Origin of the sequence: Embleya sp. NPDC059237 (assembly GCF_042754105.1) — a bacterium.
Classification (GTDB): Bacteria; Actinomycetota; Actinomycetes; order Streptomycetales; family Streptomycetaceae; genus Embleya.
The window spans coordinates 42,675-57,430 of sequence record NZ_JBHZAE010000013.1 but is presented as its reverse complement, the minus strand read 5'-3'; the positions used below and the strand labels follow the sequence as shown (position 1 = coordinate 57,430).

The window sequence follows — 14,756 nt, the reverse complement described above, 5'->3', positions numbered from 1 at the left end:
CGTCGGTTCACCTCTCGGCTGTGGTGGTCATGGGCGCGGTGGTGAACGTGCTCCTGGCGAGGTCGGCGTAGTGGGTCGGCGGGTCGTCGGTGCCGGGGGCGAGGCCGAGGGCGGCCAGGGCGGCGTGTACCGAGGCGCGGCGTTCGGCGGTGGTGCGCGCGGCGATGCCGGTGTCCGGGTCGACGATGGCGCGGATACTGCCTTCGCCCTCGTCGTCGGGGATCGACGGCGGCCCCTCTGGGTGGGCGCCCAGTCGTGGGATCTCGGCGTCCGGGAGTCCGTCGGCCTTCAGTGCCTTGCCGTCGACCCAGCCGACGGTGGGGCCCAGTTCGGGTTCGGGGATCTCGAAGGTGATGCCGGCCGGGCGGTCGGTGAGCAGGCCGTCGCCGTCGAGCACGTCGGTGGGCTTGCCCAACGGCGCGCCCCACATGCCCTTGGGCATGTCCTGCCGGTGCACGGTGACGCGCCATCCGGTGGGGGTGTACTCGGTGTCGAACCGCTCGAGCGTGACGTGGTGTTCGGAGACCACGCCCTGTCCCTTGGCGCCCATCGGCCGGATGTCGATGGTGTCGTCCGCGCTGCCGGCGAAGGTCTTGCCGTTGAGGGTGATGTGGCTCGCGGGCACGGCGGACTCGGTGCGTACGGTGAATCCGTCGCCGGAGACCAGGAGCGGCTCGCCCGCCGCGGACCGGCTCGCGGTCTCCTCCGGGTCGACGTCGACCAGCAGTCCGGCCAGCGGGGCGATCGACAGCGGCGCGGGCAACTGCACGGCGAACTCGAGCCATTCGATCGCCGGTACACCGGCGCGGTCGGTGCCGAAGCCGATGGTGAAGCCGATGAACCACACCTTGATCCGGGCCCGGCCGCCGATCGGCGGCCCCCACAGGTCCAGCGACACCCCGACCGACAGGGACACCCGCACGCGGATGAACAACACCTTGACGGTGGCCGCGACGCCGATGCTCAGGCCCATCGACAGGTCGAAGTAGAAGGGTTTCCACTGCACGAGCGCGTCCAGCCAGGCGGTGAACCAGGCTTGCAGCTTGATGCCGTGTCCCTTGTCGTAGTTCGCGGACAACTCGCCGCCGGCCATGAACGCGCCGTCGGTGAGCGCCGCGTACACCTGGCCGCGGATGGCCACCGGCCCGATCGCCCAACGCCAGCCCACGCGGGGCGGGTTGGGGTAGTACGCGGGTCGTTTGAACCGCGGGTGGTAGCCGCCCAGGGTGAACACGAAGCCCTTGCCGCCGCCGACGGCGGTGCGGTCCTTGCCCCAGATGTACAGGGACAGGCCGCCGGTGAGTTCGGCCGCCGGGTCGATGACGTAGGAGCCGGGCGCGATGACGGCGTCCATCGAGAACAGGCCGTGGTCGTGGTGGTATCCGATGGCCAGGTCGATCACGACGCGGGCGATCGGTTTGGCGGCGGCCTTGTTGCGCGGCAGGTCGATCGTGGTGCGCCCGATCAGCAGCACCTTCCACTGTTCGCCGCCTTCGACCAGGAGCAGCGCCCGGGAGCGGATGAACTCGAACGAGCTGAACTCGATGCCGCCCGCGCCCCAGTACCGGCCCTCGCGCGGGGTGATCCAGCCGCCGGGACCGGCGAGTTTCTCCAGCACCTGTTCCGGGGTGTCGCCGCTGCCGCTCCCGTCCAGGCGGTTGACCAGCGGGAAGGTGCCGACGTCCGCGATGGTCGGGGTGCGGACGGTGCTGTTGACGCCGAAGCCGAGCGAGAGGGCGATCACCCGGAACGGGGGTGGGCCGAACAACCCCCGCTCGCCGCCGGAGAGTTCGCCGAACAGGAACATCGACGACCAGCCGTCGGCGGCCTTGGCGTACGAGCCGGCGGCGTGCAGGGCGAAGAATCCGGTCTCGATGGAGGCGAGTCCGATGAACTGTTCGGTCAGGCCGGGGGCCACCTCCGAACCGGTGCGGCGCTCGACCATGCCGCTGATCCGCAGTGGCGGTCGGTCCAACTGCACACCGGCGCCGCGTAGTCGGGGCGAGACGGTCAACTCCCCGTCGATGCCCAGGCCGAGGCCCATCAGCACGAGCCGGACCGGGCCCACCGACAGCACGGCGTCCAGCGCGACGAGGATGCGCCCGTCCGCGAGGCCGACGCCGATTCGCGAGATCCGCACCGCCCCGAAGGTCAGGTCGAGGTCGCGCGCGCCCGTGTCCGCCGGTGCCGCGTGCACCGTGAGCGGGGTTCGGGCGGCGGCCACGAGCCTGCCGCCGGGGCCGGTGGTGATCGGCAGCAGCAGCGGGTCCTGCGCCACCCCGCCGATGCTCAGCTCGATCTGCACGGCGAAGCCGGGCCCGGCCGCGGTGCCGCCGGCGAAACGCGGCAGTCGACGTTCGCGGCCGGAGTCGATCCGGTGCAACGCGTCGTTGATCGCGGCGGCCTGCGGCGCGTCCCAGCCGGTGGGCGTGGAGGTGAAGGCGATGCCGTCGACGACGAGGTCCGCGCCGGGCGGGATCGCCTCGCCGACCAGCGGCAGGTCCGAGGCGCGTGCCCCGAGCCGGGCGCGCACCGCCGCCGCGTGCACCCGGGGCGCACCCGGACCGGTGCCGGGGCGGGCGGCGTAGACCCAGCCCGTGTGTTCGGTCGAGGCGGTCAGCAGCACCCGGCCCGTCGCGGACTCGTACCGCACCGACAGTGCGGTGAGCACGGGCCGCAACACCGCGGGCAGGTCGGGCAGTTCGATACCGAGCGCGGCCACCAGGTCGGTCAGCGCGACGCCTTCGTCCGCGTGCCACGTCCCGGTGATCGTCGCCGCCGGGCCCTGTTCGTGGTACTCGACGGCGAAGACCAGTGTGCGCGGGGCGTCGTGACCGTCGGGGACCTGCACGGTCAGCGTGCCGGCGACGTTCTTGTCGTACCCGCCGGCCGCCCGACGCGTCAGCCGGGCGGTCAGGTCGAGCACGGCGTCGGCGTCGCCGAGCGGGAAGACACAGGAGCAGCCGAGGTCGAATTCCCGGCCGCCGCTGTCGAACGAGACCCTGGTCTCACGTACCGTCAGGTCCGCGAGCAGAGCGGGTGGCGTCACGTCGAAGAGGGCAAACAGGTCGGCGGGGACCAGATCGTTGGCGATGCCGGAGAATCGCCACAGACCGTTGTCGTAGCGGGCCGCGATGCTCAGCCGGGTCCCGCCGACGGCGGCCTCGGCGCTCAGCCCGACGGTGCGGCCGGCGGTCCCGGTGCCCTCGACGGACAGCGTGATGCCGGTGAGCGCGAAGACGTCGCCGATCTCCCAGTCGCCCGCCAGGTCCAGTTCGACGCCGAAGTCCTTCGACCGCGCGTCGAGCCACGCCCCGAACGCCTCGACCGTCCCGGTGGGGATCTGGGCGCCGGGTACGAAGAGGGCGAGCACGTCGGCGAGCGGGAGCGGTTGGAGCAACTCGGCGGTGAGGTCGAGTTCGGGCACGGAGACAGACACGCCGACGAAGGCGTCACCGATGCGCAGAACGCCACCGAGCCGGGCATGCACGTTCGCCCCGGTGCTGCGCGGGGACGCGATGCCGAACTCGACGTCGATCTCCTCGACGTCGAACACGCCGGGGATCAGGTCCCAGCGGGCCGGGATGCCCACCCGCACCGACGCGCCGAGCACGGGATCGAGCCCGGCCGCCGCGCGCTGCGCGTCGGGAGTGAACACGACGCTCAATTCCAGGAGTTCGAGCGTGGCCGGGAGCGGCAGGCCGGGCAGGTCGGGCAGCACGAAGCCGCCGGCGGGTACTCCCGGGACGAGTTGGCCGAGGTCGCCGAGGGTGGTGAAGCCCACTCCGGCGAACGCGCCGTGCAACGTGTACGTACTGGCGGCCGGCCCGGTCTGCACGAGCGTGCGCAACCGCAGCGCCGCTTCCCCGGCGGCGAACGGCAGGTCGCCGCCCACGGTCGCGACCGTGGATACCACGTCGTCGGCGCCGGGTTCGGCGGACAACACCAACAACAGTCGGTCGAAGCCGTAGGCGCGCAGGAAGCCGGCTTCGAGCTGGAGGTAGGGGAGGTCGATCTCCCACTCGCCCGGGTCGGGCGCGCTGGTCAGGGTGACGTCGACGGTCAGACCGGCCACCACCGGCGGCGATGCCGTCGTGTTCGCGGTGAAGGTGACCGTCGCCGCGGCGCCCGGGGTCAGGCCGGGCACGGTCGCCGCCCCGGAGAGGGTGAGGTGTTCCGGGTCGACGGCGGTGACTGCGGTCACGGTCAGCGGGCCGCCGAGGTAGGTGCCGAAGAGGTCTTCCGTGCCCGGCACGGCCAGTTCCGCGGCGGTCAGGCGGAATTCGCCGCCGATCGTGGGAAACCTGCGCCGGAGTTCGTCTGTGGTCAGCGCCATGGCGTTGTCCCTCCGGGTCTCAGTAGCCGATCATGACGTTGCCGGCGGCGTCGAGCGTCAGATGCCACGTGCCGCAGATGAAGCGCTCGTCGTCCGGTGTCGTGGACGTCCAGTCCGGGTTGACCATCAACTGCGAGGTGAACACGGCCCGGTCGGTTTGATCGACCAGGAACGACGGGTTCGGCGCGGCCCGGTCGTCGAAGTAGGTGTACTCGTGCGGTTCGGCGGGCTGGACGACGCCGGACCACGTCTTCACCTGTTCCAGGTGGCTGATCTTGGGGATACCCGAGCCGTTGAAGGACTTGGTCCCGGAACTGACGGTGAGCCGCTGCGGTTTGATCAGCTTGATCCATCGCTCGCGGGAGGAGGTGTCGCTGCCGTGGTGCCCCATCTTGAGGGTGACGTTCGCCGAGGGCAGCCGGGGTGCCCAGTTGGCGAGGATGAAGTCCTCGGTGACCATTGTCGAGTCCGCGGCGAACACCATCACGGCCTTCTTGTAGACCAGCGCCAGCACCGCGCTGTCCGGGTTCGGGTCGTAGCGTTCCAGTTCCTTCCGCAGGCGCGTCTTCTCGTGCGGATCCGTCGCCGGGGCCAGGCACTTCTCCCACTTCGCCTTGCGCGTCGCGTAGGTGCCGGTGGCGTTGGCCGCCACGGCGTAGAGCCCTTCGTCGGTGCCCAGGCGCACGATCGGCTGACCGTACTGCCAGGGCACCCCGGTGCCCCCGCCGGCCGGGGGTCCGCTGAACGCGAGGGAATTGGGCAGTGGTTGCGCGCGGTTGGCCTGGAGCCACCGGTAGGTGGCGTTCGGTAGACCGCCGGACTTGTCGCGACCGTTCTGGTAGTCCTCCAGCACCCCGGTGTAGTAGGCGGACTTCACCGTGAATCCGTCGAGCGCGCGCACCAGCAGGTTGTAGTGGTCCTCGTCGGCGTGCGAGATGAACAGGTAGTCGATCGTCTTCCTCGGCACGAAGGTGGCGAGGAGGCGCTTGACATTGGTGAGGGCGTCCACGACCTCCTGCGTGGGGGTGGTGATCAGGCAGCGTGCGCCCTTGGTGGAGCCGCAGTCGATCAACACCACCTCGCCGGTGCCGTGCGGTGGGTCGGGGAAGATGATCAGGGTGCAGTCACCCTGACCGACACCGACGAAGATCACCCTCGCGTGGGGGCCGGGTGGCACGGGAATGGCCATCGCAGACTCCAGACATCTCGGATGTGCAAAGCAGCGGAGCGGCTGGACAACAGGTCGACCGGGCGACCCGGCGGCCGGGCAGTGCGGCTCGGTCACGACGGCCGGGCGCGCCTCGGGAGTCGGGCCCTATCCGGGCGCGGGACGAATTCCCCTCCGCATCGCATGACCGACGAGCGGATCCACCCCGGACAACGGCACGAGACGCCCCTCGCCCTCTACGCGCGTGACCTGACACTGCTTACGGCTCTGCCAGGTCCCGATCAGATCACACTTCGCAATCACTCGGTACCACAAAGCGATATTTCGCCATGCGATGGCCGAATCCTCCCCGTCGCCCGAGAGTGCTGGGACGAGATCCTGCGCTCCGCCGACCCGGCAGGACGCGCCTGGCGCGTCCTGCACACACCACCCTTGCCGCCGCCGTCGCCCCCGACGCCGTCCGCGACGCGCTGCACCGGGCCCTGCCGCCCGACCAGGCCGACGCCGTCGTGCTGCACTACCGCCTGGGCATGACGCTGACCACCGCCGGCCTGATGGGCCTGGACGTGCCCGCCGCCGCCCTGCACCTGGTCATGGCCGAACGCGCGCTGCCGCCGGCCGCCATCCGCAACCTCGAACACACCCCGGCGCTCGTTCAGCCGGCACGGCCCTACCGCGTCGACGAACCGCTTGCAGCCGCCGGGGGAAGGCGATGCCCGGCCTCGCCTCGCCTCCAGCCTTTCCCAGGCAGGAGCCTCGGGGTTGGCCGGCCCGAGATCGTGCAGGCGCCGCGCCTGCGTTCGAACTCCGGCATCCGCACTCGGCAATCTCGGGTGTTTCCGGCGGAAACGCGATCGTTGTGACCCGGGGTATCCAAGCCCCGGGTTGCACCGCCGCAGCCCGCCCGGCGCCGCTGAGCGAGGGACCCAATGCACGGCTCGATCGGCGCGTGAACGCGGTCAGGGCGCCGTCGACGTGACGATGGCGCGCCGGACGTCACGATCCACCGACGTTCGGAACGGGGGAGTGTCCGTGCCACCGGTCGCCGCCGGCCAGACCGGCCTGGGGCGGGGCCGTCGCAGGTGGGCCACGGCTTCCTCGATGCGGCCGAGGTCGGTCAAATAGCGGGCCAGGAACTCCGGGTTGGCGGTGGGGTGCCGTTCGAGCACGGTCACGGCATCCTCGGGCCGACCGGCGTCGGCGAGCACCTCGGCGATGCTCCACGCCGCGTACCAGCTGCCTCCCTCGGGGTGCGCGCGGACCTGGGCGATCGCCTCCTCGGGCAGCCCGCACGCGGCCAGTAGCGCGATCCGGCTGCCGAAGAACTCCCAGTCCTGCTGCCCCGGGGATCAGGACGTCGAGATGGGCCAGGCCATCCCGGGCCCGGCTGTGGTCGGCGTACAGGGTGCACAGCATGGACACGGTCCAGTCCTCCGGGTCGGCGTCGACCAGGGCCCGCATCACCGCGATCGCCTCCTCCACGCGGCCGTGCCGCTCCAGGAACCGCGAGGTGCACCTCGGGGCGGGAGAAGCCGGCCCGCGTGTCCACGCGATCCCGCAGCACCGTGATCGCTCCTTCCACGTCGCCGCGTTCCTCGAGCCACTCCACCAGACGCCCCGCCGCGTGGGCGTGGTTTTCGACCATCGCATAAGCGCGCAGTTCCTCGAACCGGCCGTGCCGCGCGAGCAGGTCGGCGAGCGCGTCGCGGTTGCCGGCCGACGTGGACTCCCGGGTGCGCGGGAGGGCGACGGCGTCGTCGACACGGCCCTGGCGTTCGCGGACAGGTCTGCCCCGTCCCGCTCCCCCCACCCCACGGAGCCGGCCGGCCATTTCGATGCCGGGCCGGCGAAGTCCGCTGGGACACCGTGGGACGCCCGGGGCGTCGACCTGCCGGGACGTCCGGCGGAACGCGACCCGGCCGGGTCAACCGGGTGTGCACGAGGCGCACTTATCCGAGAGGGGGCCTCGGAGGAGTTGGCCGCCGTTGCGCGACTGCCCAGACCTCGTGGTTCCGCTCCTGGCGGGCGAGCCGTGTCGAGCCGGGTGTGGTGTAGGGCAGTTCGAGCCGGCCGCCGATCGGCAGGTGTTCGGAGAAGAGGAGGCTGCTACCGGTGAGTTCGCGAAGGCACAGTTCCGGAATGCCGCGCTCTTCGAGGGAGTCGTTCCCCGAAGACGGTGGTCCCGGGCAGGGATAGCGGGTATTGCCGGCGGGGCGGTGTGGGTCCGGATGATCACGCCGGTCGCGGGGTCGGGCCGTACCGAAGAGGGGCGCTCCGACGGCCGGAGGCCGCAGGAGCGCCATGGGGGTTGTCGGCCGTCAGTTGAGCGCGGCCCAGTTCTGGGTGGTGGTGTTGGCGGTCGGCTTGGTGATGACGGCGGCGCCGATGGTGACGGAGGCGCTGTCGAGGGTGAATCCGCTGGCCGGGTTGGTGATCGTGAAGGTCCCGCTGCTGTTCTGGGTGACCTGCCATTCCTGCCAGGCGTTGGAGGAGTTGACGGCCCGCAGGGTGGCCTGTTCGCCGGCGTTGTAGGGCGCGGTCAGCACGAGTGCGTCCGGGCAGCCGTCGATGAGTTTCGCCGTGCCGTTCCCGTTCGCCCTCAGCGTCCACTGCTGTCTGGTGCTGGTGGGATCGTAGGTGTAGAGGTTGGCGGGGGCGCTGCCGGACGCACCGCACTGCCCGACGCGTTCCATGGCCAGACCGCCGCCGTTGGTGAGGGCGTGGGTTCGGCCGTCGCCCACGATCGTGGGACCGTAGTCGATGGCGTGGGCGGCCAGGCGGGTCAGCGCGCTTCCGGTGGTGGCGAGCGGGGGGTTGGCGGTGGGCCGAACGGCCTTGAAGTAGTCGGCGAATGTCGAGGGAGTGTGCGTGGTCAGCACGCTGATCGTGCCGTTCCAGCCGCCGTCGATGTTGTTCCACAGGTCGAGCAGCGAGCCGTCCACGTTGCCCTGGACCTGGTCCCCGGTGTCCCAGCCGGTGGAGTAGGTGAAGCTCCGGCTGTCGCCGTTGGGCCACACGTAGCGGTAGTCCCCGAGGAGGTAGGCGGCGGCGGAGTCGGCGAAGCCCTCGACCCAGGCGCAGGTGCCGGAGCTGGCCTTCTCGATGTAGTGCGGGTTGCAGCCGGTTACGTTCGGCCACCACCCGTCGTACAGGCGATGCAGGAGGAAGTGGCCGCCCTCGTGGAGCACGGTGTGCTCGGAGTCGGGGTCGGCGGCGGAGAGGTGGACGGTGTTGGCCAGGTCGTAGAACGGACCGTCGACCGAGTCGGCGGTCCACCGGATGTTGAGTTCGGTGCAGGCGTTGTTGTTCGCTTCGTGGGTGGACCAGCAGTCGCTGACGGAGTTGTTGCGCCTCGACCACAGGAGGTTGACGGTGTCGAAGGCGTGCCAGGCCCGCGCGGTGCCGGCGGTCGGCTTGAGGGTGCCGAGGTTGACGCCGGTGGAGATGTCGGCCTGGGTGGGTGAGTCCAGGGTGTAGGGGGTTCCGGTGGTGTTGCCGACCTTCCACAGCTTGGTGCTCTCGGTGTGGAACCGCACCCACATGCTGCTCATCGAGGTGGTGGAGGTGGGGGTGTAGCAGAGGTTGAAGCCGCCGTCGTCGACGCCGGTGTACTGGTAGTCGGGGGTGAGTTGGCGCGGGGCGTCGGTGGACTTCTCCTTGCCCCACAGTTGGGCGTTCGCCTTACGGACCGGCTTGGTCATCGTGGGCTTGTTCGTGCCGGCTTCGGCCGACTGGTAGTCGTACTGGAGTTTGCCGCTCAGGCAGATGGGGGATGCCGCTGCGGCGTCTGACGCCGTGAGCGGAACGGCGACCGCGGCGAACAGGGTGGCGAGCAGGGCGGTGCCTATGGCGGCGAAGCCGCGCGGCAGCCGAATTCGGATGGGCAAGGTGTTCCTCCCCTGGGACAGTTCGAGGTCCTGTCCGTGCGGGCCGCCGCTGTACGAGGACCGGGCCGGCCCGTCACGAACGCAACGAAACACGGGGCGCACGAGCAGTATGCAAGTCGCCCTGAAATACCTGGCGTTACGATGCCAAATCAGCTTGTCACCATCCATCCTGTGAGTTGCCCTGTTTAAGAAGAAAGGGTGATATTTTCATCGGCGGAGCGGTGGCGGTACCGGTCGACGTCGACCGGCTCGAACGCGTGCGCCACATCGTTGCCTTCGACCACGAGGCACCCTGCACGACCGGGTCTGACGATCACCGGAGAACGCGACGCCGCGCGCCCTCGCGCGCCCGAATCCGCGCCGGCGCCGCACGAACAGGCCCCGAAACCCGCGTCCACCCACGGGAGTTGCCCACCACCGGATGCCCGGTTCCCTAGCTTGGGGGCGTGTCACCCCGGCGGGGGAGTGGCGCGGACGTCGAGGGGACACCCTGGACCAGGACACCGATTCCGGCCCACTTCCGATCGACACGAAAACCCCCAGCGTCGCCCGCATGCACGGCTACCTCCTCGGCGGCACCGACAACTACCTCGCCGACCGCCGCGCCTGCTCGAAACTCCTGCGCGTCGCCCCCGACATCCGCGCCCTCGCGCTCAACGACCGCGCGTTCCTACGACGTGCGGTCCGGATGCCGGCGCGCGAGCACGGGATCCGGCAGTTCCTCGACCACCGCGACCTCCGCGCCACCCTCGACCTGGAGTGCCCCGTCGCAGCGCTGTTCGTTTCCGTACTCCACTGCATCCCGTTGCCATTCCGCGTCCAGGGCGTAGACGTCGGTCGTGAGCGGGATGGGTTTGCGGGCCGGGTGGGGTGTGCGACGTGTGGATCGTGTGCTCCCGGTTGGGGCGCTGGGTCGGTTCAACGAGCGAGCCGTGTCCTGGGCACGTCGGGACCCGGGTAGGGCGGTTCGAACACCGGGACGGCGAGGGAATTCCACCTGTGTCCGATCGGGTGGTTCGAGGCCGGTGCGTCGGTTCTCGGTGGTCGGGTCCGGCTCGATGCCGTGGCGACGGTGAAACGCTCGAAGCCCGCACGGTGCCCCGCACTCGGGTACCGCGCCCCGGGCGTCGCGTGCTTCGTCCGACGTCTCGAGCCATCCGGCCGGCGCAGTCCGCGGCAACGCCCCGGGCCGGATCATCGGCGGCGGGACGACCGGTTCGGTGCCGCGGCGGGTGATTCGCACGTTGCCGCCGGCGCCGGACACCTGTGCGATGCCGCCGCCGATCGTGCTGCCTTGGACCGACTGCCCGCGCGACGCAGGGCGTTCGCGTCGCGCCCCGGCCAGGGACACCGCCAGTCCGGCCGGCGCCGCACCCGCCACCACACCGCCCACCCACGCCTGCGCCTTCGCCGTCATCCCCCATCGTCCGACCATCGCCCCCGCTGCGGAGTTCACTTACGCCGACGGTGATCCGCCCGTGATACCGACCGCCCCGCAACACTCACCGAGCCCACGTCGAGGAAGATCGCTCCCCCGAACCCGCCTCGAGTACCCGTCGTCGGCACCGGTACCGGGTTCGTGTGGTGGCTTGTCCACCCTCGACGTAGCGCACGGCCGCCGCGACGGCGGCCCCCACGCGGGCAACGGTCGCGGTCCCGACCGCGTACGTGTGGTCGGGGCCGTTCGGTGTCCGTGTCGTGGGGCACAGCCCGCACACCGGTCGGTTCCCAAAGTCGCTCGCCCCGGGTCCACGACCCGTCGTCGGGCGGTACCGCCCCACTCGATTCGCGCGACACGCGGTACGAGGCACGGCGCCGGCCCGGTGTGTGTGGATCCCGGGGCGTGGCCGGGTGGGTCCGGGGCTTATCCGATCGGTAGGCAGATCGCCCAGGCGTGGATGGCGGCTCCGGGGGTGTTGTCGAGCGGGGCGGGGACCTGCCAGCCCGTGTTGGTGCTGTTGGGGTGTCCCCTTTCGCCGGGGCCGAGGTAGCTGTTCGGGCCGTCGGAGGTGTATCCGCCGCCGACCACGGTGTAGCCGGTCGGGCAGAGTGCCGTGGCGACGCTTGTGCCGTCGGTGGGGACGGATGGGCCGTTCACCGTGATGCTGGGGCCGGACACGCCGTTCTGGCCGGGAGGGCCCTGAGGTCCGGGAGGGCCTTGGGGTCCGGGAGGTCCGGGAGGGCCTTGGGAGCCCTGGCATTCGTGTTCCGGGCAGGAGCCGTGCCCTCCGCCCCCGCCTCCGCCCCCGTCCGCGAAGGCCGGCCCGGTGCCGGCGATACCGATGGCGAGGGCGGTGGTGAGAAGGATTGCGGGGAGCCTTCGACTGATCCTCATGCGGGGGGCCTTCCTTGATCCATCCGCGAATACGTTTCGACGGATGCGACCAGATTCACAAGCCCCAGCCCACCGGCCACTTTTCAGGGCCACTCGTGGGTGGGTTCAGCGCCTCGGAGTGGAGAACCGAACTGCCGTTCGGGTCGGTCCCGTTCACGGCCCCGGGAGAGTCTGCCCCGCTCGGGGACGACCGGCCGGCTGCCGCGGTCGGTCCCCGCCCATTCGCCCGTCTGTTTCTCGCGCTCGGCGTACGGGCAACCTCGAAGGCCGATACCCCCCTTGGAGGACACGGTGAGATACCTGGCTCTGCTGCGGAACGCCGCCCCTTCGGTGCTGGCCGCCGCGTTGCTGACGGGAGTCGTGGCGCACCCTGCCGCGGCCGATCACGAGGACGGTCACGGCGGAGGCGGGGACTGCCCGCACAACTGCCCGGCCGGGGAACCCGGCCCTCCGGGACCTCCCGGTCCCGCGGGGCCCGCGGGTCCTGCCGGCCCCCCGGGGCCGACCCGGCCGACCCGGATCGTCCAGACGACCCACACACTGACGTCCGGGCTCAACACGGGAACCGCGACCTGCCCCTCGGGAACGGCCATCACGGGCGGTGGATACAAGACGCCCCTCGGAGGCAACAACCTCACCGCCCAGGTGTACGAGTCCTACCCGTCCGCCGCCGACACATGGACCGTGTCTTTCAACAACTCGGCCGGCACCACGGGCTCCTACGTGGTCTACGCCGTGTGCCAACCGGTGACCTGAACCCCGGCGCGCCGGCCACCGGGCGATGACACCCCATCGCCCGGCGCCGCCCGCCACGGCCCGCAGCCGCGGTACGAGGGATCCCGCACCGCGACGACCGAACGCCCGCGGACCCGGCGGCGTACACCCGACCCGATCGAGCAGCCGGAGACCCGCTCTGTGCTCCGGGTGACGCTTCGAGGCCGGCCGACGCATGTCACGTCGGTGCCGCGTAGCAGCGGATGGCCACCGTCTGGTGTGCGCTCCACTGCTGCTCGACCGTGTCCATCAGCTGCCAGCCCAGTCGCTCGTACAGGTCTGCCGCGGCGGTGTCGGACGTGACGACGTCGAGCACCGGGTGCAGGCCGCGATGCCGTGCCTCCTCCACCGCCCGGTCGAGCAGCGCCGCACCGATCCGATGTCCCCGCGCCTGCGGCGCGACGAAGAGTCTGCCTACCACGGCGGTGGTACTCCGCGCCGTCCCCTCTCGCCGGCTCCACAGCCCTGGGGCCAGATCGCCGTCGCCGGCCCGCGACAAGCAGACATGCCCGACCAGGAGCCCATCGAGTTCGGCGACCCAGGAGCCCAACGAGGGACCGAGTGACAGCCACTCGTAGGGCTGATCGGGCCAGTTCACCGGATAGCCGTCGCGGGCGTGGACCTCCGCGAGGACGCGCACGCACTCCTCGATGTCGCCATCCGCCCTCCACCGGACGCGATGGCCCGGCCGCTCGTCGGGCACCCCGGAGTTCTCGATGTTCACGGTGTGATGGGAACACGGCCACGGAATCGGAACAAGCCCCTTCACGCCGCAGCTCAGGGTTCGGAACGAAGGGAATCGTCATGACCGTTTCCAGCACCCCGATGAACCTCACCCGGGCGGCCCACGTCGGGATCTCGGTGTCGGACCTGGACGCCTCGATCGCCTTCTACGGGGCCCTAACCGGGCGTGAGCCCATTGCCTCGGGGACCATGCACAGCGTGCCGTTCGGCGGGTCGCAAGGCCTGTCCACCGCGGAGCTGCGCTACGCCACGATCAACCTCGACAACAGCCTCGGCATCGACCTCATCGAGTTCCGCAACCCGCCGGGCGAGCCGACCCGAGGTGCCGCCAACCGTCCGGGCTCGATGCATCTGTGCCTGCGGGTGGACGACTTCGACGCGGTGTACCGGCGGATGAAGGAGGCCGGCTACGGCTTCCTCGGCGACGACTACACGTTCATCGCGGGCGAGGTGACGCCGGAGGCGGCGCTCGGCACCAGGGTCGCCTACTTCAACGACCCGGACGGCACCAACCTGGAGATCATCCGGCCCGAGGGCGGCTTCGCCGCCTGAGGCGCCCGACCGGCGCGGGTGGGATCCGGACCGACACGATCCAGGATCCCACCCGCGTCCGCATGTCCACCGCCCTCGCCCATCATCGGCGGTGAGCGAATGCCCGCATTTGCATTGGCCCGCGCATGCCGCCGAGGTCCAGTGGTCCGGCCGCTTCAACCCCGACGGCGCCACCGAGGCCGAGGCCGTGGCCCTGTTCACCACCATCTACCGCGACGGCCTCGACGCCCTTCACATCACCCTCGCCGCCTGAGACCCACTCCCGCAGCCACGACACGTGGGCCGCGCGGCCGGGTACCCGGCCGGAGCCGGTGAGGGATGCCGGGGTGCGCGGTTGCACGACGTCGGCCCCAACCGGAGGTGCCGCGCGGGAGTGTCGAGGCGGTGGTGACCAAGGGGAGGGCAATCGGATCGCGGGAACCGGAACCGAGCACGCGCTCTGCGAAGGACACCGCTCCCGGTGCCGCCTCGATCGGGGCGGTGGGTGGACGCCCGAACGCGGATCGCCGGTCAGCAGGTTCGTCCTTCCGGTTCCCTGCAACCCCACGCGGGTCGCGGTCCGGAAGGTGAAGACCAAGGGCATCTCACACCTCACAACCAACGACCGCTCACACACCCCCCTGACTCCCGATCGGAGATCCCTGGCATGCAGGCGATCGACCGGGCGCCCGGGTACAACCGGTCCCTCGCCTGGGCGGCCGGAACCGGCCCGGGCCGAACCCACGCCATGGCTCGTCCAGGACGACCCGGTCCATGACCGGCCGGTCCGAGCCGGTGAACCCCGATTGCTCCTCGGCCTGTTCGCCGTAGTCCCCGTCGTCGATCGGGCGGTCGACATTCCGCCGACCATGGAATGTCGTCCCATGCTGGGCGAAATCCCATGGGAACACGGCGGAACACGGGTATGCTGCGCCGGCACGACGGCCGGCCGCGAGACGCGACTTCGCTTCCACCGTCGAC

Annotated in this window: 11 protein-coding genes and 1 pseudogene; 5 read left to right on the top strand and 7 right to left on the bottom strand. The window is 70.9% G+C overall.

Translation table 11 applies throughout. The features are described 5' to 3' along the window. Positions 1-7 precede the first annotated feature (7 nt). Positions 8-4,336 (bottom strand): DUF6603 domain-containing protein, encoded by a 4,329-nt coding sequence (locus ACFXKZ_RS34100; RefSeq protein WP_380005689.1) that lies wholly within the window; start codon positions 4,334-4,336, stop codon positions 8-10. A gap of 19 nt (positions 4,337-4,355) precedes the next feature. Continuing rightward, positions 4,356-5,525 (bottom strand): ComEC/Rec2 family competence protein, encoded by a 1,170-nt coding sequence (locus tag ACFXKZ_RS34095; protein ID WP_380005687.1) that lies wholly within the window; start codon positions 5,523-5,525, stop codon positions 4,356-4,358. Between the two features lie 509 nt (positions 5,526-6,034). On the opposite strand from ACFXKZ_RS34095, the gene ACFXKZ_RS34090 reads away from it, so the two are divergent. Further along, complete coding sequence (locus ACFXKZ_RS34090) at positions 6,035-6,367, top strand: hypothetical protein (protein ID WP_380005685.1); 333 nt, start codon at positions 6,035-6,037, stop codon at positions 6,365-6,367. A 96-nt stretch (positions 6,368-6,463) separates the two neighbouring features. On the opposite strand, the gene ACFXKZ_RS34085 is transcribed toward ACFXKZ_RS34090, so the two are convergent. Both ACFXKZ_RS34085 and ACFXKZ_RS34080 read right to left on the bottom strand, forming a co-directional pair. Beyond that, positions 6,464-6,712, bottom strand: a complete 249-nt coding sequence (locus tag ACFXKZ_RS34085; RefSeq protein ID WP_380005683.1) for a hypothetical protein — start codon at positions 6,710-6,712, stop codon at positions 6,464-6,466. 1,110 nt (positions 6,713-7,822) lie between these two features. After that, positions 7,823-9,391, bottom strand: coding sequence for a hypothetical protein (locus ACFXKZ_RS34080; RefSeq protein ID WP_380005681.1), 1,569 nt, complete (start codon positions 9,389-9,391; stop codon positions 7,823-7,825). Positions 9,392-9,812: 421 nt separating this feature from the next. Here ACFXKZ_RS34080 and ACFXKZ_RS34075 point away from each other — a divergent pair. Next, positions 9,813-10,061, top strand: a pseudogene (locus tag ACFXKZ_RS34075) (SAM-dependent methyltransferase); the annotation flags it as partial. On the opposite strand, the gene ACFXKZ_RS34070 reads toward ACFXKZ_RS34075, so the two are convergent. Continuing rightward, entirely contained in the window at positions 10,062-10,187 is a 126-nt protein-coding gene (locus ACFXKZ_RS34070) for a hypothetical protein (RefSeq protein WP_380006123.1), read from the bottom strand. It lies immediately after the preceding pseudogene. Positions 10,188-11,255: 1,068 nt separating this feature from the next. Further along, on the bottom strand, positions 11,256-11,489 hold the full coding sequence (locus ACFXKZ_RS34065; RefSeq protein ID WP_380005679.1) for a hypothetical protein: 234 nt from the start codon (positions 11,487-11,489) through the stop codon (positions 11,256-11,258). 528 nt (positions 11,490-12,017) lie between these two features. Here ACFXKZ_RS34065 and ACFXKZ_RS34060 point away from each other — a divergent pair. Continuing rightward, positions 12,018-12,482, top strand: a complete 465-nt coding sequence (locus ACFXKZ_RS34060) for a hypothetical protein (RefSeq protein WP_380005677.1) — start codon at positions 12,018-12,020, stop codon at positions 12,480-12,482. A 196-nt stretch (positions 12,483-12,678) separates the two neighbouring features. Here ACFXKZ_RS34060 and ACFXKZ_RS34055 read toward each other — a convergent pair whose 3' ends face one another. Continuing rightward, positions 12,679-13,140 (bottom strand): GNAT family N-acetyltransferase, encoded by a 462-nt coding sequence (locus tag ACFXKZ_RS34055; protein WP_380006095.1) that lies wholly within the window; start codon positions 13,138-13,140, stop codon positions 12,679-12,681. A gap of 164 nt (positions 13,141-13,304) precedes the next feature. Between ACFXKZ_RS34055 and ACFXKZ_RS34050 the strand changes: the two genes are divergently transcribed. Continuing rightward, on the top strand, positions 13,305-13,796 hold the full coding sequence (locus tag ACFXKZ_RS34050) for a VOC family protein (protein WP_380005675.1): 492 nt from the start codon (positions 13,305-13,307) through the stop codon (positions 13,794-13,796). 91 nt (positions 13,797-13,887) lie between these two features. After that, positions 13,888-14,049, top strand: coding sequence for a hypothetical protein (locus tag ACFXKZ_RS34045; protein WP_380005673.1), 162 nt, complete (start codon positions 13,888-13,890; stop codon positions 14,047-14,049). Positions 14,050-14,756 lie beyond the last annotated feature (707 nt).